The sequence below is a fragment of the Scandinavium goeteborgense genome, assembly GCF_003935895.2.
In the GTDB taxonomy this organism is placed as follows: Bacteria; Pseudomonadota; Gammaproteobacteria; order Enterobacterales; family Enterobacteriaceae; genus Scandinavium; species Scandinavium goeteborgense.
On sequence record NZ_CP054058.1, the window covers coordinates 1,278,314 to 1,301,906 of the forward strand.

General features: G+C 54.5%; 25 protein-coding genes. 17 read left to right on the forward strand and 8 right to left on the reverse strand.

All coding sequences use genetic code 11. The features are described from left to right. The first annotated feature begins 48 nt into the window (after positions 1 to 48). From A8O29_RS06905 to hisP, 14 genes are all read left to right on the forward strand, one after another. Complete coding sequence (locus tag A8O29_RS06905; protein ID WP_110509183.1) at positions 49 to 1,062, forward strand: aspartate-semialdehyde dehydrogenase; 1,014 nt, start codon at positions 49 to 51, stop codon at positions 1,060 to 1,062. Continuing rightward, entirely contained in the window at positions 1,062 to 1,874 is an 813-nt protein-coding gene (gene truA / locus A8O29_RS06910) for a tRNA pseudouridine(38-40) synthase TruA (RefSeq protein ID WP_110509185.1), read from the forward strand. The genes A8O29_RS06905 and truA overlap by 1 nt, the downstream gene beginning before the upstream one ends. 26 nt (positions 1,875 to 1,900) lie before the next feature. Beyond that, positions 1,901 to 2,560 (forward strand): DedA family protein, encoded by a 660-nt coding sequence (locus A8O29_RS06915; protein WP_125352183.1) that lies wholly within the window; start codon positions 1,901 to 1,903, stop codon positions 2,558 to 2,560. A 177-nt stretch (positions 2,561 to 2,737) separates the two neighbouring features. Beyond that, positions 2,738 to 3,652 (forward strand): acetyl-CoA carboxylase, carboxyltransferase subunit beta, encoded by a 915-nt coding sequence (gene accD / locus A8O29_RS06920; RefSeq protein WP_168713826.1) that lies wholly within the window; start codon positions 2,738 to 2,740, stop codon positions 3,650 to 3,652. 71 nt (positions 3,653 to 3,723) lie between these two features. After that, positions 3,724 to 4,992 carry a bifunctional tetrahydrofolate synthase/dihydrofolate synthase gene (gene folC / locus A8O29_RS06925; protein WP_125352185.1) on the forward strand — a complete coding sequence of 423 codons (1,269 nt, stop codon included), beginning with the start codon at positions 3,724 to 3,726 and terminating at the stop codon, positions 4,990 to 4,992. Next, entirely contained in the window at positions 4,982 to 5,683 is a 702-nt protein-coding gene (gene dedD, locus A8O29_RS06930; protein ID WP_125352187.1) for a cell division protein DedD, read from the forward strand. The genes folC and dedD overlap by 11 nt, the downstream gene beginning before the upstream one ends. A gap of 218 nt (positions 5,684 to 5,901) precedes the next feature. Further along, positions 5,902 to 6,390, forward strand: a complete 489-nt coding sequence (gene cvpA, locus A8O29_RS06935) for a colicin V production protein (protein WP_097161729.1) — start codon at positions 5,902 to 5,904, stop codon at positions 6,388 to 6,390. Positions 6,391 to 6,423: 33 nt separating this feature from the next. Then, the gene (gene purF, locus A8O29_RS06940; RefSeq protein WP_110509196.1) at positions 6,424 to 7,941 is read left to right on the forward strand and encodes an amidophosphoribosyltransferase; all 1,518 of its coding nucleotides are present in this window, start codon (positions 6,424 to 6,426) and stop codon (positions 7,939 to 7,941) included. 97 nt (positions 7,942 to 8,038) lie between these two features. Further along, positions 8,039 to 8,611, forward strand: coding sequence for a UbiX family flavin prenyltransferase (locus A8O29_RS06945; protein WP_125352189.1), 573 nt, complete (start codon positions 8,039 to 8,041; stop codon positions 8,609 to 8,611). Between the two features lie 292 nt (positions 8,612 to 8,903). Then, positions 8,904 to 9,686, forward strand: coding sequence for a lysine/arginine/ornithine ABC transporter substrate-binding protein ArgT (gene argT, locus A8O29_RS06950; protein ID WP_125352191.1), 783 nt, complete (start codon positions 8,904 to 8,906; stop codon positions 9,684 to 9,686). A 254-nt stretch (positions 9,687 to 9,940) separates the two neighbouring features. Then, on the forward strand, positions 9,941 to 10,723 hold the full coding sequence (hisJ, locus tag A8O29_RS06955) for a histidine ABC transporter substrate-binding protein HisJ (RefSeq protein ID WP_125352193.1): 783 nt from the start codon (positions 9,941 to 9,943) through the stop codon (positions 10,721 to 10,723). Between the two features lie 67 nt (positions 10,724 to 10,790). Beyond that, positions 10,791 to 11,477 carry a histidine ABC transporter permease HisQ gene (locus A8O29_RS06960; protein ID WP_125352195.1) on the forward strand — a complete coding sequence of 229 codons (687 nt, stop codon included), beginning with the start codon at positions 10,791 to 10,793 and terminating at the stop codon, positions 11,475 to 11,477. Next, positions 11,474 to 12,190, forward strand: a complete 717-nt coding sequence (locus A8O29_RS06965) for an ABC transporter permease (protein WP_110509206.1) — start codon at positions 11,474 to 11,476, stop codon at positions 12,188 to 12,190. Before A8O29_RS06960 ends, A8O29_RS06965 begins: the two co-directional genes overlap by 4 nt. 7 nt (positions 12,191 to 12,197) lie before the next feature. After that, a complete protein-coding gene (gene hisP, locus A8O29_RS06970) occupies positions 12,198 to 12,971 on the forward strand; it encodes a histidine ABC transporter ATP-binding protein HisP (RefSeq protein WP_110509208.1) in 774 nt (257 codons plus the stop codon). Between the two features lie 36 nt (positions 12,972 to 13,007). On the opposite strand, the gene A8O29_RS06975 is transcribed toward hisP, so the two are convergent. The 5 genes from A8O29_RS06975 to yfcG all read right to left on the reverse strand — a co-directional run bounded on the left by A8O29_RS06975 (position 13,008) and on the right by yfcG (position 16,525). Beyond that, complete coding sequence (locus A8O29_RS06975; protein ID WP_125352197.1) at positions 13,008 to 13,502, reverse strand: GNAT family N-acetyltransferase; 495 nt, start codon at positions 13,500 to 13,502, stop codon at positions 13,008 to 13,010. Between the two features lie 15 nt (positions 13,503 to 13,517). Then, the gene (locus A8O29_RS06980) at positions 13,518 to 14,075 is read right to left on the reverse strand and encodes a DNA-binding protein (RefSeq protein WP_125352199.1); all 558 of its coding nucleotides are present in this window, start codon (positions 14,073 to 14,075) and stop codon (positions 13,518 to 13,520) included. Between the two features lie 496 nt (positions 14,076 to 14,571). After that, positions 14,572 to 15,465: a TIGR01777 family oxidoreductase gene (locus tag A8O29_RS06985; RefSeq protein WP_125352201.1), complete on the reverse strand. Its 894-nt coding sequence runs from the start codon at positions 15,463 to 15,465 to the stop codon at positions 14,572 to 14,574. Positions 15,466 to 15,483: 18 nt separating this feature from the next. Then, positions 15,484 to 15,846 carry a dihydroneopterin triphosphate 2'-epimerase gene (gene folX, locus A8O29_RS06990; RefSeq protein WP_110509216.1) on the reverse strand — a complete coding sequence of 121 codons (363 nt, stop codon included), beginning with the start codon at positions 15,844 to 15,846 and terminating at the stop codon, positions 15,484 to 15,486. A gap of 49 nt (positions 15,847 to 15,895) precedes the next feature. Next, positions 15,896 to 16,525, reverse strand: coding sequence for a GSH-dependent disulfide bond oxidoreductase (yfcG, locus tag A8O29_RS06995; RefSeq protein ID WP_159464450.1), 630 nt, complete (start codon positions 16,523 to 16,525; stop codon positions 15,896 to 15,898). A 138-nt stretch (positions 16,526 to 16,663) separates the two neighbouring features. Here yfcG and yfcF point away from each other — a divergent pair, with 138 nt between their 5' ends. The 3 genes from yfcF to yfcD are packed head-to-tail and all read left to right on the forward strand — an operon-like array spanning position 16,664 to position 18,547. After that, on the forward strand, positions 16,664 to 17,308 hold the full coding sequence (gene yfcF / locus A8O29_RS07000; protein WP_125352202.1) for a glutathione transferase: 645 nt from the start codon (positions 16,664 to 16,666) through the stop codon (positions 17,306 to 17,308). Positions 17,309 to 17,358: 50 nt separating this feature from the next. Beyond that, the gene (yfcE, locus tag A8O29_RS07005) at positions 17,359 to 17,913 is read left to right on the forward strand and encodes a phosphodiesterase (protein WP_168713827.1); all 555 of its coding nucleotides are present in this window, start codon (positions 17,359 to 17,361) and stop codon (positions 17,911 to 17,913) included. Between the two features lie 55 nt (positions 17,914 to 17,968). Beyond that, on the forward strand, positions 17,969 to 18,547 hold the full coding sequence (yfcD, locus tag A8O29_RS07010) for an NUDIX hydrolase YfcD (RefSeq protein WP_110509224.1): 579 nt from the start codon (positions 17,969 to 17,971) through the stop codon (positions 18,545 to 18,547). A 166-nt stretch (positions 18,548 to 18,713) separates the two neighbouring features. Here yfcD and A8O29_RS07015 read toward each other — a convergent pair whose 3' ends face one another. The 3 genes from A8O29_RS07015 to ackA form a co-directional block, all read right to left on the reverse strand. Beyond that, positions 18,714 to 20,030 carry an IS4 family transposase gene (locus A8O29_RS07015; protein WP_174081207.1) on the reverse strand — a complete coding sequence of 439 codons (1,317 nt, stop codon included), beginning with the start codon at positions 20,028 to 20,030 and terminating at the stop codon, positions 18,714 to 18,716. A gap of 119 nt (positions 20,031 to 20,149) precedes the next feature. Further along, on the reverse strand, positions 20,150 to 22,291 hold the full coding sequence (pta, locus tag A8O29_RS07020; RefSeq protein ID WP_125355816.1) for a phosphate acetyltransferase: 2,142 nt from the start codon (positions 22,289 to 22,291) through the stop codon (positions 20,150 to 20,152). A gap of 76 nt (positions 22,292 to 22,367) precedes the next feature. Beyond that, positions 22,368 to 23,570, reverse strand: a complete 1,203-nt coding sequence (ackA, locus tag A8O29_RS07025; RefSeq protein ID WP_125355818.1) for an acetate kinase — start codon at positions 23,568 to 23,570, stop codon at positions 22,368 to 22,370. Positions 23,571 to 23,593 lie beyond the last annotated feature (23 nt).

Sequence of the window (23,593 nt, forward strand, 5' to 3'; positions counted from 1 at the left end):
CCAGATCCTCTGGCGGGGCGGCTATTTTTATTTCTGGAGTAAACCACCATGTCTGAAGGCTGGAATATTGCCGTACTGGGCGCAACGGGTGCCGTAGGTGTTGCCCTGCTTGAAACTCTTGCAGAGCGTCAGTTCCCGGTGGGAGAGATTTACGGTCTGGCGCGTAGTGAAAGCGCGGGCGAATCCCTGCGCTACGAAGGTAAAACCGTGCGCGTGCAGGACGTTGCCGAGTTTGACTGGACTCAGGTTCAGCTGGCCTTTTTTGCCGCGGGCGTAGAAGCCTCTGCGGCCTGGGCTGATGAAGCCGCCAACGCGGGCTGTCTGGTGATTGATTTAAGCGGTTTGTTCGCGCTGGAGCCGGACGTTCCGCTGGTAGTGCCAGACGTGAACCCGTTTGCGCTGGCGGATTATCGCAACCGCAATATCGTGGCAGTGCCGGACAGCCTGACCAGCCAGCTGCTGACTGCGCTGAAGCCGCTGATCGACGACGGTGGCCTGTCACGTATCGCAGTAACCAGCCTGATGTCGGCCTCTTCACAGGGCAAAAAAGCCGTCGATGCGTTGGCAGGACAGAGCGCCAAGCTGCTGAACGGCATTCCGATTGATGAAGATGATTTCTTCGGCCGTCAGTTAGCCTTCAACATGCTGCCTCTGCTGGTTGACCGTGAAGGCGGCATCGCCGAAGAACGTCGTATTGTCGATCAGGCCCGCAAAATCATGCAGGACGAAGGTCTGATGATTTCGGCTCAGTGCGTACGTGCGCCGGTGTTTTACGGTCTGGCGCAGATGGTCAGCTTCGAAGCGCTGCGCCCGCTGGCGGCAGAAGAAGCGCGCGATGCGTTCGAACGCACTGAAGATATCGCCCTGTCTGCGGATACGGATTTCCCGACTCAGGTGTCTGATGCTTCCGGCAGTTCGCACCTTTCTGTAGGCTGCGTGCGTAATGACTACGGCATGCCAGAGCAAATTCAGTTTTGGTCGGTGGCCGATAACGTCCGTTTTGGCGGTGCGCTGATGGCAGTGAAAATCGCTGAGAAACTGGTTCAGGAGTATATGTACTGATGTCTGAAGTGGAAGCGCTGCCGGTCATTAAAGTCGCGCTCGGCATTGAGTACGACGGCAGCAAATACTACGGCTGGCAACGGCAGAACGACGTGCGCAGCGTGCAGGAAAAGCTTGAAAAGGCGCTGACGCAGGTCGCGAACGAGCCGATTAGCGTGTACTGCGCGGGTCGAACCGACGCTGGCGTGCACGGCACCGGTCAGGTTGTGCATTTTGAAACGCGGGCGCAGCGCAAAGACGCGGCCTGGACGCTGGGGGTAAATGCGAATTTACCTAAAGACATCGCGGTGCGTTGGGTGAAAGCTGTGCCCGACGATTTCCACGCGCGTTTCAGCGCCACTGCTCGTCGGTATCGTTACATTATCTACAATCATCGTCTTCGCCCGGCGGTCTTAAGCCATGGCGTGACGCATTGTCACCAGGCGCTGGATGCCGAACGCATGCAGCGTGCGGCACAAAGCCTGCTGGGTGAGAATGACTTTACCTCGTTTCGAGCGGTCCAGTGCCAGTCGCGCACGCCGTGGCGAAACGTGATGCACATTAACGTTGAACGTTACGGTGCCTATGTGGTGGTGGATATCAAAGCGAATGCCTTTGTACATCATATGGTGCGGAATATTGTGGGCAGCCTGATGGAAGTGGGCGCCGGAAACCAGCCGGAGAGCTGGATTGCAGAGCTGTTGGAAGCGAAGGACAGAACGCTTGCAGCAGCGACGGCCAAAGCTGAAGGGCTGTATCTCGTTTCGGTGGATTATCCGGAACGATTCGACCTTCCTAAGCCGCCTATGGGCCCGCTATTTTTAGCGGACTGAATGCAGTCACTTAAGGTTAAGTCACTATGGATCTGATTCACTTTCTGATTGATTTTATTTTGCATATTGATGTGCATCTGGCTGAACTGGTCGCGCAGTACGGCGTCTGGATTTACGCTATTTTGTTCCTGATTTTGTTCTGTGAAACAGGGCTGGTAGTGACACCGTTCCTGCCAGGCGATTCACTGCTGTTTGTCGCCGGTGCGCTTTCTGCGCTGCCAACAAACGATCTGAACGTGCATTTGATGGTGGTATTGATGGTGATTGCGGCGATTGTCGGCGATGCCCTGAACTACACCATTGGTCGCGTGTTTGGCGAACGGTTGTTTAGCAATCCGAATTCGAAAATTTTCCGTCGTAGCTATCTCGATAAAACGCACCAGTTTTATGAAAAGCACGGTGGGAAGACCATCATCCTCGCCCGTTTTGTGCCGATCGTCAGAACCTTCGCGCCGTTTGTGGCGGGAATGGGGCACATGTCCTATCGTCATTTTGCTGCGTATAACGTGATTGGTGCGCTGCTGTGGGTGCTGCTGTTTACCTACGCGGGCTATCTGTTCGGCGACTTGCCAATCGTGCAGGAAAACCTAAAACTGCTGATCGTGGCCATCATCGTGCTGTCGGTTCTGCCAGGCGTTATCGAGATAATTCGCCACAAGCGTGCCGCAGCAAAGCAGGCTAAATAATTACAGAGCCCGGAAAGTGGCGCAAAGTGGCACCGGTTAGACCACTTTTTTGTCCCATGTTCTGGGCTCTTATGTTTTAATGTGCAACATTTCATGGTCTGTAAGCCCTAAAAATGGCATTATTCGCCGCTTACAGCAAAAACTGGCATCGACCAGGTTCAGGCAGAAAGGTTATCAATGAGCTGGATTGAACGAATTAAAAGCAACATAACCCCCACGCGCAAGGCGAGTATTCCGGAAGGGGTATGGACCAAATGTGACAGCTGCGGACAGGTTCTGTACCGCGCAGAGCTGGAGCGTAACCTGGAGGTTTGTCCGAAGTGCGATCACCACATGCGTATGTCAGCGCGTAACCGCCTGCATAGCCTGATGGATGAAGGTACTCTGGTGGAGCTGGGTAGCGAGCTTGAGCCGAAAGATCTGCTGAAGTTCCGTGACTCTAAGAAATACAAAGATCGTCTGGCCTCTGCTCAGAAAGAAACCGGTGAGAAAGACGCGCTGGTGGTAATGAAGGGTACCCTGTTTGGTGCACCTGTTGTTGCCGCTGCCTTTGAGTTTTCCTTTATGGGTGGCTCGATGGGTTCTGTGGTTGGCGCTCGTTTCGTGCGTGCCGTTGAGTATGCACTGGAAAACAATTGCCCGATGGTGTGCTTCTCAGCCTCCGGCGGGGCGCGTATGCAGGAAGCGCTGATGTCACTGATGCAGATGGCGAAAACCTCTGCAGCGCTGGCTAAAATGCAGGAACGCGGTCTGCCATACATTTCTGTGCTGACCGACCCAACCATGGGTGGCGTGTCTGCAAGCTTTGCAATGCTGGGTGACCTCAACATCGCTGAGCCGAAAGCACTGATCGGCTTTGCCGGTCCACGTGTTATCGAGCAGACCGTACGTGAAAAACTGCCGCCGGGGTTCCAGCGCAGTGAATTCCTTATCGAGAAAGGTGCGATCGACATGATCGTCCGTCGCCCTGAGATGCGCTTCAAGATTGCCAGCGTGCTGGCGAAGCTGATGAATCTCCCGGCACCGAATCCGGATGCGCCGCTTGAAGAAGTGGTGGTACCGCCGGTACCGGATCAGGAACCAGAGGCCTGATAAATGCAAAGGGCAGGGCCAGACGGCGCTGCCCTTTTTGCTTGTGCTAACCGTTAACTATCGCGGGTATCATGGAAAAAGACATCACTCCACTCGCCACGTCGCCCCTCGCCGCGTGGCTTTCTTATCTGGAACACTTGCACAGCAAAACCATCGACCTGGGACTGGCGCGCGTCAGCGAGGTTGCGGGCCGAATGGGCGTGCTGAAACCCGCGCCGTTCGTCTTCACCGTCGCGGGCACTAACGGCAAAGGTACCACCTGCCGCACGCTGGAATCGGTGCTGATGGCCGCAGGCTTTAAGGTCGGCGTGTACAGCTCTCCGCACCTGGTTCGCTACACCGAACGCGTGCGTGTGCAGGGTGGCGAGCTGGCTGAATCTGCGCATACCGCGTCGTTTGCCGAAATCGAAAAGGCACGGGGCGAAATCTCCCTGACTTACTTTGAATTTGGCACGCTGTCGGCGCTGTGGCTGTTTAAACAGGCGCAGCTGGACGTGGTCATTCTGGAAGTGGGACTCGGCGGACGTCTGGACGCAACCAATATTGTTGATGCCGACGTGGCGGTTGTCACCAGCATTGCACTCGACCATACCGACTGGCTGGGGCCGGACCGCGAAAGCATCGGCCGTGAAAAAGCCGGCGTGTTCCGCGGCGGTAAACCAGCGGTTGTCGGCGAACCGGATATGCCGCAGACCATTGCCGATGTCGCCACTGAAAAAGGCGCTGTGCTGCTGCGTCGTGGCGTTGACTGGCGTTATGAGGTCACGGGCGACAGCTGGACGTTCAGCGATGCGCAGGGCGAACTGAGTGCGCTGCCGTTACCGCAGGTGCCACAGCCCAATGCCGCGACGGCACTGGCGGCGTTGCGGGCGAGCGGGCTGGCTATAGGTGAGCAGGCATTGCGTGAAGGCATTCAGAACGCGATGCTGCCGGGCCGTTTTCACATCGTGAGCGAATCACCGCGTCTGATCCTCGACGTGGCGCACAACCCTCATGCGGCGGCGTATCTGGCGGAACGTCTGAAAATGCAGCCTTCAGCCGGGCGTACGCTGGCGGTGATTGGTATGCTTCATGATAAAGATATTGCCGGGACGCTGGCCTGTTTGTCGGACGTCGTCGACAGCTGGTATTGTGCCCCGCTGGAAGGCCCTCGTGGGGCAACGGCGGAACAGCTGGTGGAACATTTGCGCGATGGCGCAGTCTATGCCACTGTAGCGCAGGCGTGGCATGCCGCAATGACGGATGCTGGCCCACAAGATACGGTGCTGGTGTGTGGTTCGTTCCACACGGTGGCTCATGTAATGGAAGAGATGGACGCGGGGAGAACCGGTGGCGAGTAAGTTTCAGAATCGTTTAGTCGGAACCATTGCGCTGGTGGCACTGGGGGTTATCGTGCTTCCAGGTCTGCTGGATGGTCAGAAGAAGCATTATCAGGATGAGTTCGCGGCAATTCCCCTGGTCCCTAAACCGGGCGATAAAGAAGAGCCGGATATGCTGCCAGCGGTTACGCAGGCGCTGCCTTCTCAGCCTCCGGAAGGGGCGGCGGAAGAGGTCAGGGCGGGTGATGCAGCAGCACCATCGCTTGAGACGTCGCGCTATGCGGCGAACAGCGGCGCGAATGAAATAGATGATGCCGCGCAGTCGGCACCCAAACCGGTTGCTCCGAAGCCTCAGGTTCAGACGCAAACCAGACCACAGCGTGATACCACCAACGCGCAGTCAGCAGCCGCGACGCAAGCGCCGCCTGCTCAGCCGAAGTCTGTTGCCGAAGACAAACCGGCTCCGACCGGCAAAGCCTACGTCGTACAGCTCGGTGCGTTGAAGAATGCCGACAAGGTTAATGAGATTGTCAGCAAACTGCGCGGCGGCGGGTACCGCGTCTTTACCGCGCCGTCTACGCCGGTGCAGGGTAAAATTACCCGCATTCTGGTAGGGCCGGACGCGTCGAAGGACAAGATGAAAGGTTCGCTTGGCGAGCTGAAACAGCTGTCAGGTCTGAACGGTGTGGTAATGGGCTACAGCCCGAATTGATCTTAAGTTTCCCGGCGGACCGTCGGGAATACAACGAAATCGATGAAAATCGACTGGGCTGAAAGTGCCCTCAGAGGCCAAAAGCTCAAGCGGCGTTGAACATTTTTTCAGCGCCATTTTTATTTGGGCGGGGAAAGGAATTCCCTACGCAAACGTTTTCTTTTTCTGTTAGAATTCGCCCCGAACTGGACGACAGGGCGTAAAATCGTGGGACAACTATGGTCTGGATTGATTACGCCATTATTGCGGTGATTGGTTTTTCTTGTTTGGTAAGCCTCATCCGCGGCTTTGTTCGTGAAGCATTGTCACTGGTAACATGGGGTTGTGCTTTCTTTGTTGCCAGTCATTACTACACTTATCTGTCTGTCTGGTTTACGGGCTTTGAAGACGAACTGGTTCGAAACGGGATTGCTATCGCGCTGCTCTTTGTCGCGACGCTAATTGTCGGTGCTATCGTTAACTACGTTATCGGTACGTTGGTAGAAAAGACGGGCCTGTCGGGAACCGACAGGGTTCTTGGGATCTGTTTTGGTGCGCTGCGTGGAGTATTGATCGTCGCCGCCATACTGTTTTTCCTCGATACCTTTACCGGCTTTTCGAAAAGCGACGACTGGCAAAAATCTCAGCTGATCCCTCAGTTCAGCGTCGTCATCAGAATGTTCTTTGACTATCTGCAAAGCTCGTCAAGTTTCTTGCCCAAAGCATAAGCTTTGGGGAGTTCTGAACGAGGAAAATGACGTATGTGCGGTATTGTCGGTATCGCCGGTGTTATGCCGGTAAACCAGTCGATTTATGACGCGTTAACGGTGCTTCAGCACCGTGGGCAGGATGCCGCGGGCATCATCACCATTGATGCAAACAACTGCTTCCGTTTGCGTAAAGCTAACGGTCTGGTGAGCGATGTGTTTGGCGCCGTGCATATGCAGCGCCTGCAGGGCAATATGGGTATCGGCCACGTCCGTTACCCAACCGCCGGCAGCTCAAGCGCGTCTGAGGCTCAACCTTTCTACGTTAACTCACCTTATGGCATTACCCTTGCGCACAATGGCAATTTGACCAATGCTCACGAGCTGCGCAAAAAGCTGTTCGAAGAAAAGCGCCGCCATATCAACACCACCTCCGATTCTGAAATTCTGCTGAACATCTTCGCCAGCGAGCTGGACAACTTCCGCCACTATCCGCTCGAAGCTGACAACATTTTCGCCGCGATTGCCGCGACGAATCGTCAGATTCGCGGGGCGTACGCCTGTGTGGCGATGATTATCGGGCATGGCATGGTGGCTTTCCGCGACCCTAACGGCATTCGCCCGCTGGTGCTCGGCAAGCGTGATATCGGCGATGGTCGTACCGAATACATGGTGGCGTCCGAAAGCGTCGCGCTCGACACGCTGGGCTTTGAATTCCTGCGTGACGTGGCGCCAGGCGAAGCAATTTACATCACCGAAAAAGGCCAGCTGTTCACCCGTCAGTGCGCTGACAACCCGGTGAGCAATCCGTGCCTGTTCGAATATGTTTACTTCGCCCGTCCGGACTCGTTCATCGACAAGATTTCCGTCTACAGTGCGCGCGTGAATATGGGCACCAAGCTCGGTGAGAAAATTGCCCGCGAGTGGGAAGATCTGGATATCGACGTGGTTATTCCGATTCCGGAAACCTCTTGCGATATCGCGCTGGAAATTGCCCGCATTCTGAACAAGCCGTATCGTCAGGGTTTTGTGAAAAACCGCTACGTGGGTCGTACGTTCATCATGCCGGGCCAGCAGTTGCGCCGTAAATCGGTGCGCCGTAAACTGAACGCCAACCGTGCAGAGTTCCGTGATAAAAACGTGCTGCTGGTGGACGATTCCATCGTGCGCGGTACGACGTCAGAGCAGATCATCGAGATGGCGCGCGAAGCCGGTGCGAAGAAAGTGTATCTGGCCTCTGCCGCCCCGGAAATTCGTTTCCCGAACGTCTACGGAATCGATATGCCGAGCGCCACTGAGCTGATCGCTCACGGTCGTGAAGTGGATGAGATCCGCCAGATTATCGGCGCCGACGGTTTGATTTTCCAGGATCTAAACGATCTGATTGACGCGGTTCGCGCTGAGAATCCGGATATTCAGCAGTTTGAATGCTCGGTATTCAACGGCGTGTACGTCACCAAAGACGTGAACCAGCAATACCTCGATTATCTCGACACCCTGCGTAATGACGACAGCAAAGCGCTGGCGCGTCAGAACGAAGTGGAAAGCCTTGAGATGCATAACGAAGGTTAATCGTCTCCACGCCCTCTCGTACTGAGAGGGCGTCTTTCCTTGCAACTCCCTCTAAATTCCGGCAAAGTCAGGCCCAGTACGAAGACAGGGCGGAATCATGAAACGACTCATTATTGGAATTTCCGGTGCCAGCGGCGCTATCTATGGCGTACGGCTGTTGCAGGTGCTGCGCGACGTCGCAGAGGTGGAAACCCATTTGGTGATGAGTCAGGCCGCGCGACAAACGCTGGCTCTCGAAACTGATTTCTCTTTACGTGAAGTGCAGGCGCTCGCCAATGTCGTTCACGATGCGCGTGATATCGCCGCCAGTATCTCCTCGGGTTCGTTTAAAACCGACGGAATGGTTATCCTTCCTTGCTCCATAAAAACCCTCTCAGGCATCGTCCACAGCTACACCGATGGTTTACTGACCCGCGCCGCTGACGTGGTGCTGAAAGAGCGCCGTCGCCTGGTGCTTTGCGTGCGCGAAACGCCGCTGCATTTGGGGCATTTACGACTGATGACGCAGGCGGCTGAAATTGGCGCGATCATTATGCCGCCTGTTCCGGCGTTTTATCACCGGCCGCAAACGCTGGATGACGTGATTGATCAAACGGTTAATCGCGTATTGGATCAGTTTGATATCACCCTGCCAAAAGAGCTTTTCACCCGCTGGCAAGGCGCGGAATAGGTGCACTAAGATAGTGCATCTTTATGGTGCATGCGGAGTCATCCGACGATTTTGCAATCCCGATCAAATCCTCAACATTTAATCCCTCTTTTCGCTGTTTAGCGCTGCGGTTTATCCGTTAGAGCTGTTATCTTTCAATCTTAAGACAACTCTGCAACTATTCATTAACACATTTAACGCTGTTTTTTTGAGCAGATGTTTAGGTGGCATAAAACGTGCAGGGCTGTCTCGCAACACACAACACGATTGATTACATAACACGCAACTGCATCACGACACTTAAGGGTAATGTATGAAGAAGACGGTTCTGGCTCTCTCTTTAATGCTGGGGATCAGCAGTGCTTCCAGCGCATTTGCCGCGCTGCCGCAGACTGTTCGTATCGGTACCGACGCCACTTACGCGCCGTTCTCATCCAAGGATGCGAAAGGAGATTTCGTCGGCTTTGATATCGATTTGGGTAACGAAATGTGCAAGCGCATGCAGGTGAAATGTACCTGGGTTGGCATCGATTTTGACTCCCTGATCCCGTCTCTGAAGGCGAAGAAAATCGACGCCATCATCTCCTCTTTGTCGATCACCGAAAAGCGCCAGCAGGAAATCGGCTTCTCTGACAAGCTGTACGCCGCTGACTCTCGCCTGATCGCCGCCAAAGGTTCTCCGATTGTCCCAACGCTGGATTCGCTGAAAGGCAAACACGTGGGCGTGCTGCAAGGCTCTACACAGGAAACCTATGCCAACGAAAACTGGCGTAGCAAAGGCATTGATGTGGTGGCCTATCAGAACCAGGATCTTATCTATTCTGACCTCTCCGCAGGACGCCTCGACGCTGCCTTCCAGGACGAAGTCGCCGCCAGCGAAGGCTTCCTGAAACAGCCAGCCGGTAAAGATTACGCCTTTGCTGGCCCGTCCGTTAAAGACAAGAAATACTTTGGCGACGGCACCGGCGTGGGCCTGCGTAAAGACGATACCGAGCTGAAAGCTGCCTTCGACAAAGCACTCGACGGACTGCGTAAAGATGGCACCTACGACAAGATGGCGAAGAAGTATTTCGACTTCAACGTCTACGGTGACTAAGACTGCACTGGCCCGGGAAACCGGGCCTTTCGGGCTGAGCAGTTATCTATACATGTGTGGCATAACGACATAATGCTTATTGCTGGTGCAATAAATGCACCGAAATGGTGCGCGATTGCATAGTTAAGCAGTATTAATGCAAAAAACTGCGTGTATGCCCCGATTACCTTTTGCCTTATCCGCATAAAAGGTGGCACGATAACTGCTCTGATACTTCTGATTACCCGTTAAATGACAGTCTGTTGAGGATAGTTATGAAAAAACTGGCGTTGTCTCTTTCTCTTGCGTTGGCACTTTCCAGCGTTTCTACGGTTTTCGCAGCCATTCCATCGAAAGTTCGTATTGGCACAGATCCGACTTATGCCCCCTTCGAATCCAAGAATGCGCAGGGTGAGTTAGTGGGTTTTGACATCGATCTGGCAAAAGAGCTGTGTAAGCGAATTAAAGCGCAATGTACCTTCGTTGAGAACCCGCTGGATGCGCTGATCCCGTCTCTGCAGGCGAAGAAAATCGACGCCATTATGTCCTCACTCTCCATTACGGAAAAACGCCAGCAGCAGATTGCCTTCACGGACAAACTCTATGCCGCAGATTCCCGCCTGGTCGTTAAAAAAGGCAGCCCGGTTACGCCGGATCTGAATACCCTGAAAGGCAAGCGAGTGGGCGTCCTGCAAGGCACCACGCAGGAAACTTACGGCAATGAGCACTGGGCACCAAAAGGCATCGAAATTGTCTCCTACCAGGGCCAGGATAATATCTATTCTGACCTGACGGCCGGGCGTATTGATGCTGCGTTCCAGGATGAAGTGGCGGCAAGCGAAGGCTTCCTCAAGCAGCCTGTCGGTAAAGATTATCAGTTTGGCGGCCCGTCCATTAAGGATGAAAAACTGTTCGGCGTAGGTACCGGTATGGGCCTGCGTAAAGAGGATAACGAACTCCGTGCTGCCCTGAATAAAGCCTTTGCTGAGATGCGTGCTGACGGCACCTACGACACGCTGGCGAAGAAGTATTTCGATTTCAACGTATACGGCGAGTAATCGCTGTTTGCGCCGCTGACTCCGACGTTCCCGGGGCCCGCGGCGCAGGACTGACAGGACAGGCTCAATGCTGTACGGGTTTTCACAAGTAATATTTCAGGGGGCCCTGGTCACCCTTGAGCTGGCCCTCAGCTCCGTAGTGCTGGCCGTGCTTATTGGTCTGGCAGGCGCTGCGGGCAAACTTTCCGGTAATCGTGCAGTGGCACTGATTTTTGAAGGCTATACCACCTTAATTCGTGGCGTGCCGGATCTGGTGCTGATGCTGCTGATTTTCTACGGTCTGCAAATTGTACTCAACAGCATTACCGATGCGCTGGGCGTGGCACAGTTTGATATCGACCCGATGATCGCCGGTATCATTACCCTTGGTTTTATCTACGGAGCCTACTTCACCGAAACTTTCCGCGGCGCGTTTCTGGCTGTACCCAGAGGCCATATTGAAGCGGCAACTGCTTTCGGCTTTACCAGCCGCCAGACGTTTGTGCGTATTCTGTTTCCTGCAATGATGCGGTTTGCGCTGCCGGGGATTGGCAACAATTGGCAGGTTATCCTCAAAGCGACCGCTCTGGTGTCCTTGCTGGGTCTGGAAGATGTGGTGAAAGCGACGCAACTCGCGGGGAAAAGTACCTGGGAGCCGTTCTACTTCGCCATCGTCTGCGGACTGATTTATCTGGTATTCACGACGGTATCCAATGGAGTGCTACTTCTGCTCGAGCGTCGTTATTCCGTGGGTGTGAAGAGGGCTGACCTGTGATTGATATTATTCACGAATACTGGAAGTCCCTGCTGTGGACCGACGGCTACCGTATGACTGGCGTGGCGATCACCCTTTGGCTGCTGATCTCTTCAGTGCTGATGGGCGGCATTCTGGCGGTATTTTTGGCGATCGGCCGCGTATCCAGCAACAAATTCATTCAGTTCCCCATTTGGCTGTTTACCTACATCTTCCGCGGCACGCCGCTGTATGTTCAGCTGCTGGTGTTTTATTCCGGGATGTACACGCTCGAAATAGTCAAAGGCACTGAATTGTTGAACGCTTTTTTCCGCAGCGGCCTGAACTGTACGGTGCTGGCGCTGACGCTCAACACCTGTGCGTACACCACGGAAATTTTTGCCGGAGCCATTCGCTCTGTGCCAGCGGGAGAAGTGGAAGCCGCGCGCGCCTACGGTTTTTCCGGCGTGAAGCTTTATCGCTGCATCATTTTACCGTCGGCGCTGCGTATCGCGCTCCCAGCCTACAGCAACGAAGTGATTTTGATGCTGCACTCCACGGCGCTGGCGTTTACGGCCACGGTGCCGGATTTGCTGAAAATCGCCCGTGATATTAACTCTGCCACTTACCAACCGTTTACCGCGTTTGGGATTGCGGCGGTGCTGTATCTGATTATCTCTTATGTGCTGATTAGCCTGTTCCGCAAGGCGGAAAAACGCTGGCTGCAACATGTGAAACCCTCTTCGACACACTGAGAACATCATGCCTGACAATAAATTAAACGTTATCGACCTGCACAAGCGCTACGGCGAACATGAAGTGCTGAAAGGGGTGTCACTGAAGGCCAATGCCGGTGATGTGATCAGTATTATTGGCTCGTCCGGTTCAGGGAAAAGTACCTTCCTGCGTTGCATTAACTTCCTCGAAAAGCCAAGCGAAGGGAATATTGTGGTCAGCGGGCAGAATATCGGCCTGGTGCGTGATAAAGACGGTCAGCTGAAAGTGGCGGATAAAAACCAGCTACGCCTGCTGCGTACGCGTTTGACCATGGTGTTCCAGCACTTCAACCTGTGGAGCCACATGACGGTGCTGGAAAACGTGATGGAAGCGCCGATTCAGGTTCTTGGCCTCAGCAAGCAGGAAGCACGTGAGCGCGCGGTAAAATATCTCGCGAAAGTGGGTATCGACGAACGCCAGCAGATTAAATATCCGGTTCACCTTTCCGGCGGCCAGCAGCAGCGTGTGTCTATTGCCCGCGCGCTGGCGATGGAACCGGAAGTACTGCTGTTTGACGAACCCACCTCCGCGCTTGACCCGGAACTTGTTGGCGAAGTGCTGCGCATCATGCAGAAGCTGGCGGAAGAGGGGAAAACCATGGTGGTGGTGACGCATGAAATGGGCTTTGCCCGCGATGTGTCGTCCCACGTGATTTTCCTACATCAGGGTCTGATTGAAGAAGAAGGTCATCCGGATGATGTTTTCGGAAGCCCAAAAAGCCCACGCTTGCAGCAGTTCCTGAAAGGTTCGTTGAAATAAGCATTTTCCCCTCGTCCCGCGCGGGCGAGGGGATGTTTACCGTTCCAGTCGATATACCCAATCGTCGTACAGCTCACCGTTAATCTCGAAGGCCTTTTCCAGCACCTGCGTGCGTATAAACCCCAGCTTTTCCAGCAACCGCACCGATCCGGCGTTATCTGCCAATACCCAAGCGTTAATTGCCTGTAGCCCGAGAGTGGAAAAACCATGTTCGCAAATGGCCGTCAGGGCTTCCTGCGCGTACCCTTTGCCCTGCGCCTGGGGCAGCAACGCGTAACCGATATCCGCTTCCTGAGCGTTATGCGTGCTGACCTGCAGCCCAATATCGCCCACGCATTCACCTTCACGTTCATGTATCGCGAAAACATTGCCTGAAAGCCGGGAAGTGAACTTCAGACATAGCTCTGCTTCTGAGAGCGGAACTCCCATAAAACGCATTACCTGTGGGTTGCTGCGCAGTGCCAGAAAACAGGGCCAGTCATTTTCCGACAACGGGGAAAGCGTCAGGCGTGAGGTAAGCAATACCGACATGGTGTCTCCTGAGTTTTAAGGCGCGGATGCAGTACTTTTGTGTTCCAGTTGATGCAGGTAATGCATCACCGTTTGTTTTTCGAGCGAAGAACGAAGTTGCAATGCCAGGTTCATACTGTCGAGAATGTGTGCATTGGCAATGAGTGGCGAGTCAGGCGGAATGCGACCTTCACTCGCCAGCCAGTCAACAACCGTGCGCCAGTGCCAGAGAGGGGAGTTGCCCTTAACGCGTTGTACCGGGCCAGGAAATTGACGTGATCCTCTGGCACCATCTTTGAGCAGTGCGATGGCCTGGCGCGTGAGGCCGGTCAGTTCTGCAATATCGCTTAACCCAACCAGAGTGGAATCGACGGATTCGACTCGCGCGCCAATTCCTGCTGATTCGATATCATTGACCGCGGAAAGCACGGCCTGTGCCAGGCTTTCTGCATCACGATCGAATTCGAGATACACGGCGGTGCCGTAAAAGCAGACCAGAGCGTCATCGCAGCCCGCGGTAAAAAGACGGTCTTCCAGCGCGATGGCATCTGACGTTACGCCTGACAGCGTCAGGGTGAAATTGAAAAGTGACATGGGTGTTCCTTATTCCGTTATTCCTGTAATCCCTTTACGCAGGCAGTGGAGTACAGCTGTCCACTTTCCTGACGATTTGCCAGGCATGATTCTGCGTGCTGCCGGGAGTCGACCAGACGCTCATCATATGTTGCGGGTGCTCGGTGATTCCGCACTTCAAGCGACCGAAACAATGCGAGCTGTTTCTACCCGGGGTAAATACCCAGCCTTTTAACACGGCATAACGGATTGCGGCCCGTATATGCTTGTCAGGATGTTCCTTCATCATTTGTTGTCCAGTGCAGTATGGATAGTGTGTTGACCGATGTCAACGGTTTGTTCGAGTGAAAATTAACCCGTTTTGCTCGTGCAGAGAATACGCCAGTTGCAGGCCATACATGCTGGAAGGAGGGGGCAAACGGGGGAGAAAATTTCAAGGTTGCGAGCACGCTTCCAGCGAGACTGAAACCGTCACGCCGGAATGTACAATTGAAGGTGAAAAATGTGGGAAAGGGAGTTAAGGCAGAACGTCGCTCAACGCTTCCTCAAGATCGTACCAGCGAAAGCCGAAACCGGACTCTTCAAGGCGCTTAGGCAGGGCGCGTTGTCCACCCAGGACCAGCACCGAAGATTCTCCCATCAGCAGCCTGACGGCGGTTGCAGGGGCTCGCAGCACTGCCGGACGATGCAGCACATGGCCAAGCGCATGCGCGAATTGTTCGTTGCGAACAGGGTAAGGTGAAACCATGTTGAACGGGCCGCGCAGGTCGTTATCCAGCAGCCAAATAATTCCGTTAACCATATCGTCGATATGGATCCACGCCAGATATTGTCGACCCGTGCCGATAGGGCCGCCGAGGCCGAGTTTGAAAGGCGGCGCCATTTTGCCGAGGATCCCCCCTTTAGGCGCCAGAACTACTCCGGTACGCAGCAAACAAACGCGGGTGTGCTCGCTTTGTGCTTCGCAGGCAATTTGCTCCCAGCGCGCGCAGAGTTTATGGGTGAATTCGTTATGTGGCGGTTCTTCTTCCGTCACCACCACTTCACCGAGATCGCCGTAATATCCCGCGGCAGAACCGGAAATCAACACGGCCGGCGGCTGAGTGCTTGCGGCAAACAGCTCAACCAGCTTTTGGGTGATGTGCCAGCGGCTGCTGCACAACCGCTGTTTTTGCTCTTCGGTCCAGCGTTTGTCGGCGATAGGTTCGCCGGCAAGATTAATTACCGCGTCGATACCGTCCAGCGTGCTGCGCTCGTTGAGCCCCTTCCAGAGTTCAACGCGGGCATCCAACTGCTGGCGCGCTTTCTCTGGGCTGCGCGTGACGACAATCACGCTGTGTCCCAACTCAAGCAGACGTGGGATCAGATGACGGCCAATCAGGCCAGTACCGCCGGTAATCAGGATCTTCATGCCACCTCCGGATTGCGCTTAGCCTCGCCAGCTCATCGTCATGGAGACAGAATCGGCATATCGCAGCGCGTGAAGTTTGTCGATTTCTACTTCAGCATATGTGACCCAGTGATGTTCGCATGCGATGTTGAGCACATCCTGAGTTAATTTTTCCAGTAAGGAGAACCGGTTATTCTCCACATGCTGAATAATGCATTTAGTGATTGTACGGTAGTTCAGCGCATCGTTGATATCTTCGCTATTGCGTGCGTTTTCAGCAGCATAGTGGATAGCCACATTGATGACGATATCCTGACGATTAGCTATCTCTTCTTCTTTGATACCGATATAGGTACGCAGGCGCAGGTTCTTGATACGAATAATGGCGTCTGGCTGGGACATTGCAGGTTTCCTCCTTGTTATTATCCCAACCATAATACACAAAGTGCCATTAATTCGCCTGGGCCTTCTGCATGGCGCGTTCAGTTGCCGGTCGCTGGCGTATCCGTTCAAACCAGTTGTTCACTGCCGGGAAGTTTTGCAGGTCGATGCGCTGTCGCAGATGGGCGTTAACCCATGGCCAGCAGGCAATATCGGCAATGCTGTAATGCTCGCCGCCGAGCCAGGGTGACGTGCTCAGCCGCTTGTTTAACACGTTATACAGTCTCAGGGTTTCAACCTGATAACGCTCAATGGCGTAAGGCACCGGCTGGGGCGCGAAGTGGTTGAAATGATGATTTTGCCCAAGCATTGGCCCCAGGCCGCCTATCTGCCAGAACAGCCATTGAAGCGTGACATGACGTTCTCGCAGCTCACCGCTCAGCAGTTTTCCTGACTTTTCGGCCAGATACAGCAAAATTTCACCGGACTCAAACAGGCTGAAAGGGGCTCCACCGTCGACGGGAACGTGGTCGACAATTGCCGGGATTTTATTATTGGGTGATACCGTAAGAAATTCGGAGCGAAACTGATCGCCCTTGCTGATATCCACGCGGATCAGCCGGTAAGCGAGCTGTGCTTCTTCCAAAAACAACGTGATTTTATGACCGTTAGGGGTAGGGGCGTAATAGAGGTCAATCATTTTAACTCCTGGACCTGGGCTATTTTCATGACTTTTCGAGTATAGGTGGTTAAGTCAATTGTGTGAGTTTTCATCAAGTGACAGCCTGTCAAAGACGCGATATGTTGACGTTTTCACCCGCAAACCGTTGAGGAAGCTATGACTCGTCCCGTAATTACGCTGTGGTCCGATAACCATTTTTACTCGCCGTATGTGATGTCCGTGTATGTCGCTTTGCAGGAAAAAGGGCTGGCGTTCAGCCTGAAAACCGTTGATCTGGCAAAGGGTGAGCATCTGCAATCTGGCTGGAAGGGCTACGGGTTAACCCGCCGGGTGCCGCTGCTGGAGGTAGATACTTTCGAACTGACAGAGTCTTCGGCTATCACCGAATACCTTGATGAGCGTTTCGCTCCGCCGCAGTGGGAGCGCCTGTATCCGCATGATATGGAAAAGCGCGCCCGCGCCCGGCAGATTCAGGCCTGGATACGCAGCGATTTAATGCCCATCCGGGAAGAACGTTCCACGGAGGTTGTGTTTGGCGGAGTGAAGAAACCGGCTCTCAGTAACGCTGGGGAAAAAGCCGCAGCGAAACTGTACGACACCGCAAGCGCGTTGCTGGCCCACGGGAAGCCAAACCTGTTTGGCGAATGGTCTGTGGCGGATACCGATCTGGCGCTAATGATTAATCGTCTGGTGCTGAACGGGGATGATGTCCCGGAACAGTTGGTCGATTATGCTTCCTTCCAGTGGCAGCGAGCGTCCGTTCAGCGTTTCCTTGCGCTCTCGGCGAAACACGCAGGCTGAACCGGGCGCAATAATCCGTTATGATAGTGCGGTTTTTTGTGGAGGAATGATTGATGAAGCTGATGTTTGCATCAGATATTCACGGGTCTTTGCCCGCCGCTGAACGCGTGCTGTCACTGTTTGCAAAGAGTGATGCCAGATATCTGGTCATTTTGGGCGACGTGTTAAATCATGGCCCGCGTAATGCGTTGCCTGAAGGCTATGCGCCAGCTGAGGTTGCGGAGCGCTTAAATACGCAGGCAGAGCGGATTATTGCCGTGCGCGGAAACTGCGACAGTGAAGTGGACCAGATGCTGCTGCATTTTCCCATCACCGCACCGTGGCAACAGGTATTGACCGCCGAACAGCGACTGTTTTTGACTCACGGACATCTGTTTGGTCCGGACAATCTGCCGTCCCTCGCGGCTGGCGATGTGCTGGTTTATGGTCATACTCATATTCCGGTTGCTGAACGTCGAGGTGACACCTTCCACTTCAACCCGGGCTCCGTCAGCATTCCGAAAGGCGGCTTTAGTGCCAGCTACGGTATGATGGAGGGCAATAAATTGCGGGTTTTAGCACTCAATGATCAACGGGTTATTGCAGAGGTAGCAATTAATCCGTAATTTACCCGACAACCGTAAACGCGCCGCGAGAGCGTAATAAAGAGAAGGTTTTCCGATGGTGGAGCAGAATTTGGCAAGCACAGAATGGGTGGATATCGTCAACGAAGACAACGAGGTCATCGCACAGTCCAGCCGTGAACAAATGCGTGCGCAGTGTCTGCGTCATCGCGCGACCTACATTGTAGTTCATGACGGCATGGGAAAAATTCTCGTACAGCGCCGGACCGAAACCAAAGATTTTATGCCGGGTATGCTGGATGCCACCGCGGGCGGCGTGGTGCAGTCTGATGAGCAGCTGCTCGACTCAGCGCGTCGCGAAGCAGAAGAAGAGCTGGGCATTGCAGGCGTGCCGTTTGCAGACCACGGGCAATTCTACTTCGAAGACAAACACTGCCGCGTGTGGGGCAGCCTTTTCAGCTGTGTCTCTCACGGCCCGTTTGCGTTGCAGGAAGAAGAAGTGAGCGAAGTCTGCTGGCTGACGCCGGAAGAGATTACCGCGCGTTGTGATGAATTCACTAATGACTCACTGAAGGCGCTGGCGTTGTGGATGACCCGCAATGCCAAGAACGAAGGCGCGAAAGACGCGTCAAAAGACGTATCAAAAGACGCATCGAAAGAAGAAGAGACCGAGTAACGTTTTAGCCGCAGTCCCGTAAACACCGTTTTGCGGCGACGGCACGGTTATCGCCCCACTCCTATTCATTGCGGCGCGCCAGCAGGGCGCGTCCTGCTTCAATGCTTGTCTCTGTCGCCAAATTTAAGCAATAAAAAAGGCAGCCATTTGGCTTAATGCTTGTCAGTTAAGCTTTTGAAGGAGGCCGCAACGGATAACGTTGCGGCCTCTTTTTTACAGCTCTCGGGTAATGCCGTGCTCTTCGCCCTGGTAGCACGAAGCTTGAGGCCATACTCAGTATTTCGGCCATGACCTTGGGGAGTTTCCCCGGCGCCACTCCCGGCAGTAAACGCAGGTGGCTGCACAGATATAACGCTGACTGTTTAAAGCCCATCTGATATGGCTCCACGCCTTTCAGACTGTACGCCATCTGCCCCATCATGAAGCGCAACAGATTATACGCCAGCACCACGCCCCACAGCTCCTGACGCACCAGCGCAGGCTTTTTACTCCGCAGCGTCAGTTCATTATTCAGCAGATGCTGCTTCATCTCCCTGAACCCGTGCTCTATCTCCCACCGCTGGCTGTAAAGGTCCACGATATCGGCTTTCGGGTATCTGAGCGGGTCGCACATCGACGTCAGTATCTGCACCGTCTTGCCGTTCACTTCCTTGCTGACCAGTCTTGCTGTCAGGGTTTCCGGTGCATCCTGCCATTTCTTTTTCGCCTGCGGCGACAGCGTTATTCTCACCAGTTTCTGCCCTGCGCCCAGGTTTCTCACCTCCTCATACTGCGCGCCTTTGCGTAAGGGCAGCATCCAGTGCCTTTCCGTGCCTGATGACTGCCAGCGATGCAGCAGGCCCAGGGCATAGAAGCCCTTATCCATGATGGTCAGTGAGTGGTCCGGCGTCCGGTCAATAAGCTGTGCCGCAAGGTCAGTTTCACCGGTTTCAGAGACGCTGTCGAAGGCCACCGCAGACAGCAGATGGCTGGTAACTTCCATCTGGCAGACCATGCGCAGTTGTGGCCATTCGGACTGCTTGTTCACATTGGCAGTACGGCCGAAGGCTGCGTCATTTTCTGGGGTATCAGGTGCACGCCACAACGTACCGTCCACGGCCATTAGCGTCAGGCCGTTCCAGTGAGACAGGGGTGTTTTTTCAAACCAGAGCTGACGTGTTTTTTCGAACATCAGACGGATGACATCCTCGCCGAGCCGCTGGCGGGCCTGAACAACGGCACTGGGTGCAACGAAGGGCCGGTTACCCGGCAGAAGAATGTCCATATGTGAGACCAGCTGGGTCATGGAGTGGGAGCGGAACAGGGCCATGCCGGTAACCGCCCAGACCATCATCTCCATGGAGAGGCGACGCTTACGCAGAGTGACGACGCCGGTGTCAGCCAGGCATTCATCAATCAGTTCAGGAGAAAGCAGGTCTGCAAGGGCAGCAAACTCCTGCGGAGAAAATTTATGGACGGTATCTAAGGCCTGGCTGAGTAACATAAAAAAATCCGTAATCCCTGGAGAGATTACGGATTCTTGCACAACCACCGGATCGGTCAACCGATCCTTAACTGATCGGCATTAAGCCATTTGGCTGCCTTTTGCATTTCAGCGGAGGATTAATCCTGCTGAGACGACTGGATCGCGGTCAGAGCGATGGTGTAGACGATATCGTCTACCAGCGCGCCACGAGACAGGTCGTTGACGGGTTTACGCATACCTTGCAGCATCGGCCCGATGGAGATCAGGTCGGCTGAACGCTGTACCGCTTTGTAGGTGGTGTTACCGGTGTTCAGGTCTGGGAAGATGAACACGGTCGCGCGACCTGCAACCGGAGAGTTCGGCGCTTTGGATTTCGCAACGTCTGCCATTACGGCGGCGTCATACTGCAGCGGGCCGTCGATAACCAGGTCAGGACGTTTTTCCTGTGCGATGCGGGTTGCTTCACGCACTTTCTCAACGTCGCTACCCTGGCCGGAAGTCCCGGTGGAGTAGGAGAGCATTGCTACGCGCGGGTCGATACCGAATGCAGCTGCGGAATCCGCAGACTGGATAGCGATTTCGGCCAGCTGCTCAGCGGTTGGGTCTGGGTTGATCGCGCAGTCACCGTAAACATAAACCTGTTCAGGCAGCAGCATGAAGAACACAGAAGAAACCAGTGAGCTGTTCGGCGCAGTTTTGATCAGCTGCAGCGGTGGACGGATGGTGTTGGCGGTGGTGTGAACCGCGCCAGATACCAGACCGTCAACTTCGTCCTGCTCCAGCATCATGGTGCCGAGCACAACGTTGTCTTCCAGCTGCTCGCGAGCCACGGCTTCAGTCATGCCCTTGCTCTTACGCAGTTCGACCAGGCGTGCAACGTAGCTTTCACGTACCACTTCTGGATCGACGATTTCGATGCCAGCGCCCAGTTCAACGCCCTGGTCAGCCGCAACGCGGTTGATTTCTTCAGGGTTGCCCAGCAGCACACAGGTCGCGATGCCGCGCTCTGCACAGATAGCCGCTGCTTTCACGGTACGTGGTTCGTCGCCTTCCGGCAGAACAACGCGTTTGCCTGCTTTACGCGCCAGCTCGGTCAGTTGGTAGCGGAACGCTGGCGGAGACAGACGACGGCTACGCTCGGAGGTTGCAGTCAGGGATTCGATCCAGTTGGCATCGATGTGGCTAGCCACATATTCCTGCACTTTCTCGATACGTGCATGGTCATCAGCCGGCACTTCAAGGTTGAAGCTCTGCAGGCTCAGGGAAGTCTGCCAGGTGTTGGTGTTCACCATGAATACTGGCAGGCCAGTAGCGAACGCACGTTCACACAGCTTGCTCACGCGAGCATCCATTTCGTAAGCACCGGTCAGCAGGATGGCACCGATTTCAACGCCATTCATTGCAGCCAGACACGCGGCAACCAGCACGTCTGGACGGTCTGCGGAGGTCACCAGCAGAGAGCCAGCGCGGAAGTGTTCCAGCATGTGCGGAATGCTGCGCGCACAGAAGGTCACGGACTTCACGCGGCGGGTGTTGATGTCGCCTTCGTTCACGATGGTCGCGTTCAGGTGACGAGCCATATCGATTGCACGAGTGGCAATCAGATCAAAGCTCCATGGCACCGCGCCCAGTACGGGAAGCGGGCTTGATGCTGCCAGGTCTGCCGGATTGATTTTCACAACTTTCGCAGTGGAAGAGTCGTCGAAAATTTCAGACAGGTCAGGACGAGTACGGCCCTGATCATCAACCGGTGCGTTCAGTTTGTTAACGATAACGCCGGTGATGTTGGTGTTTTTCGCACCGCCGAAGCTGCTACGGGTCAGTTCGATACGCTCTTTCAGGCCTTCCTGAGTATCGGTGCCCTGAGACATAACGAACACGATTTCCGCGTTCAGAGTCTTAGCAATCTCGTAGTTCAGAGACTGTGCAAACTGGTGTTTACGGGTCGGGACCAGGCCTTCAACCAGCACCACTTCAGCATCCTGAGTATTCGCATGGTAGTTAGCGATGATCTCTTCCATCAGCACGTCATTCTGGTTGCTGGAGAGCAGAGATTCAACGTGGCTCATCTTCAGCGGTTCAGCCGCTGGCAGATTGGAGTTAGCACGCACGATAGTCGTGGTCTGGTCTGGCGCATCGCCACCGGCACGCGGCTGGGCGATTGGCTTAAAGACGCTCAGACGAACGCCTTTGCGTTCCATAGCGCGGATTACGCCAAGGCTGACGCTGGTCAGACCGACGCTGGTTCCGGTAGGGATCAGCATAATTGTACGGGACACGATTTATCCTCTTTCGTTACCGCCAAGGGTTGGCGGGATCCAAAACAGCACCGCCAGCTAGGCTGGCGGTGTGGAATCAGGCAGTCAGACGAGCAGCGTCTTGTGCGATGACCAATTCTTCGTTGGTCGGGATGACCACGGCAGGGCGGGTGCCTTCTTTGTTGATGAAGCCAGACTTGCCGAAGCGGGCAGCCAGGTTGCGCTCGTGATCAACTTCGAAGCCCAGAACGCCCAGTTTGCCCAGGGACAGTTCGCGAACCATCGCGGCGTTTTCGCCGATACCACCGGTGAAGACAACAGCGTCCAGACGACCATCCATCAGCGCGGTGTAAGAACCGATGTATTTCGCCAGGCGGTGGCAGTAAACGTCCATTGCACGTTTAGCGTCAGCTTTGGTGTCGTAGTTATCTTCAACATAACGGCAGTCGCTGGTGACTTCGGTCAGACCCAGGAGGCCAGACTCTTTGGTCAGCATGGTGTTGATTGCATCAACGCTCATGCCCAGGGTGTCGTGCAGATGGAAGATGATAGCCGGGTCGATGTCACCAGAACGGGTGCCCATCACCAGGCCTTCCAGCGGGGTCAGACCCATAGAAGTATCAACACATTCGCCGTTACGGATTGCAGAAACAGAACCACCGTTGCCCAGGTGGCAAGTGATGATGTTCAGTTCTTCAACCGGCTTGTTCAGAACTTTAGCTGCTTCCTGAGTCACGAAGAAGTGGCTGGTGCCGTGTGCGCCATAGCGACGAACGCCGTGTTCTTTGTACAGGCTGTACGGCAGAGCATACAGATAAGACTCTTCCGGCATGGTCTGATGGAACGCGGTGTCGAAGACAGCAACGTTTTTGTTTTTCAGATTCGGGAAGGATTTCAGCGCTTCCGCGATGCCGATCAGGTGTGCTGGGTTGTGCAGCGGTGCAAAAGAGGCTGCATCTTTGATACCCTGAATAACGGAATCGTCGATAACCACAGAACCGGTGTACTTTTCGCCGCCGTGAACAACACGGTGACCGATGGCAGTCAACTGGGCTGACAGTTCTGGTTTTTGTGCCAGAATAGTGTTAACGATAAAGTTAAGCGCTTCACTGTGAGCGGCGCCTGCACCTAAAGCCGCTTCTTGTTTGGCGCCGTCCATTTTCCATTTCAGACGTGCTTCAGGGAGATGGAAACATTCGGCCAAACCAGAGAGGTATTCTTCACCGTTGATCGCGTCGATAACAGCGAATTTCAGTGAGGAGCTACCGCAGTTCAGAACCAGTACTAACTTACTCGACATGGAAGTACCTATTAATCTTATGT

What these genes read in the sequence shown, in the direction of transcription:
- A8O29_RS06905 (WP_110509183.1), top strand. Translation starts at nt 49, where the DNA reads ATGTCTGAAGGCTGGAATATTGCCGTACTGGGCGCAACGGGTGCCGTA.
- truA (WP_110509185.1), top strand. Translation starts at nt 1,062, where the DNA reads ATGTCTGAAGTGGAAGCGCTGCCGGTCATTAAAGTCGCGCTCGGCATT.
- A8O29_RS06915 (WP_125352183.1), top strand. Translation starts at nt 1,901, where the DNA reads ATGGATCTGATTCACTTTCTGATTGATTTTATTTTGCATATTGATGTG.
- accD (WP_168713826.1), top strand. Translation starts at nt 2,738, where the DNA reads ATGAGCTGGATTGAACGAATTAAAAGCAACATAACCCCCACGCGCAAG.
- folC (WP_125352185.1), top strand. Translation starts at nt 3,724, where the DNA reads ATGGAAAAAGACATCACTCCACTCGCCACGTCGCCCCTCGCCGCGTGG.
- cvpA (WP_097161729.1), top strand. Translation starts at nt 5,902, where the DNA reads ATGGTCTGGATTGATTACGCCATTATTGCGGTGATTGGTTTTTCTTGT.
- purF (WP_110509196.1), top strand. Translation starts at nt 6,424, where the DNA reads ATGTGCGGTATTGTCGGTATCGCCGGTGTTATGCCGGTAAACCAGTCG.
- A8O29_RS06945 (WP_125352189.1), top strand. Translation starts at nt 8,039, where the DNA reads ATGAAACGACTCATTATTGGAATTTCCGGTGCCAGCGGCGCTATCTAT.
- argT (WP_125352191.1), top strand. Translation starts at nt 8,904, where the DNA reads ATGAAGAAGACGGTTCTGGCTCTCTCTTTAATGCTGGGGATCAGCAGT.
- hisJ (WP_125352193.1), top strand. Translation starts at nt 9,941, where the DNA reads ATGAAAAAACTGGCGTTGTCTCTTTCTCTTGCGTTGGCACTTTCCAGC.
- A8O29_RS06960 (WP_125352195.1), top strand. Translation starts at nt 10,791, where the DNA reads ATGCTGTACGGGTTTTCACAAGTAATATTTCAGGGGGCCCTGGTCACC.
- hisP (WP_110509208.1), top strand. Translation starts at nt 12,198, where the DNA reads ATGCCTGACAATAAATTAAACGTTATCGACCTGCACAAGCGCTACGGC.
- A8O29_RS06975 (WP_125352197.1), bottom strand. Translation starts at nt 13,502, where the DNA reads ATGTCGGTATTGCTTACCTCACGCCTGACGCTTTCCCCGTTGTCGGAA.
- A8O29_RS06980 (WP_125352199.1), bottom strand. Translation starts at nt 14,075, where the DNA reads ATGTCACTTTTCAATTTCACCCTGACGCTGTCAGGCGTAACGTCAGAT.
- A8O29_RS06985 (WP_125352201.1), bottom strand. Translation starts at nt 15,465, where the DNA reads ATGAAGATCCTGATTACCGGCGGTACTGGCCTGATTGGCCGTCATCTG.
- folX (WP_110509216.1), bottom strand. Translation starts at nt 15,846, where the DNA reads ATGTCCCAGCCAGACGCCATTATTCGTATCAAGAACCTGCGCCTGCGT.
- yfcG (WP_159464450.1), bottom strand. Translation starts at nt 16,525, where the DNA reads ATGATTGACCTCTATTACGCCCCTACCCCTAACGGTCATAAAATCACG.
- yfcF (WP_125352202.1), top strand. Translation starts at nt 16,664, where the DNA reads ATGACTCGTCCCGTAATTACGCTGTGGTCCGATAACCATTTTTACTCG.
- yfcD (WP_110509224.1), top strand. Translation starts at nt 17,969, where the DNA reads ATGGTGGAGCAGAATTTGGCAAGCACAGAATGGGTGGATATCGTCAAC.
- A8O29_RS07015 (WP_174081207.1), bottom strand. Translation starts at nt 20,030, where the DNA reads ATGTTACTCAGCCAGGCCTTAGATACCGTCCATAAATTTTCTCCGCAG.
- ackA (WP_125355818.1), bottom strand. Translation starts at nt 23,570, where the DNA reads ATGTCGAGTAAGTTAGTACTGGTTCTGAACTGCGGTAGCTCCTCACTG.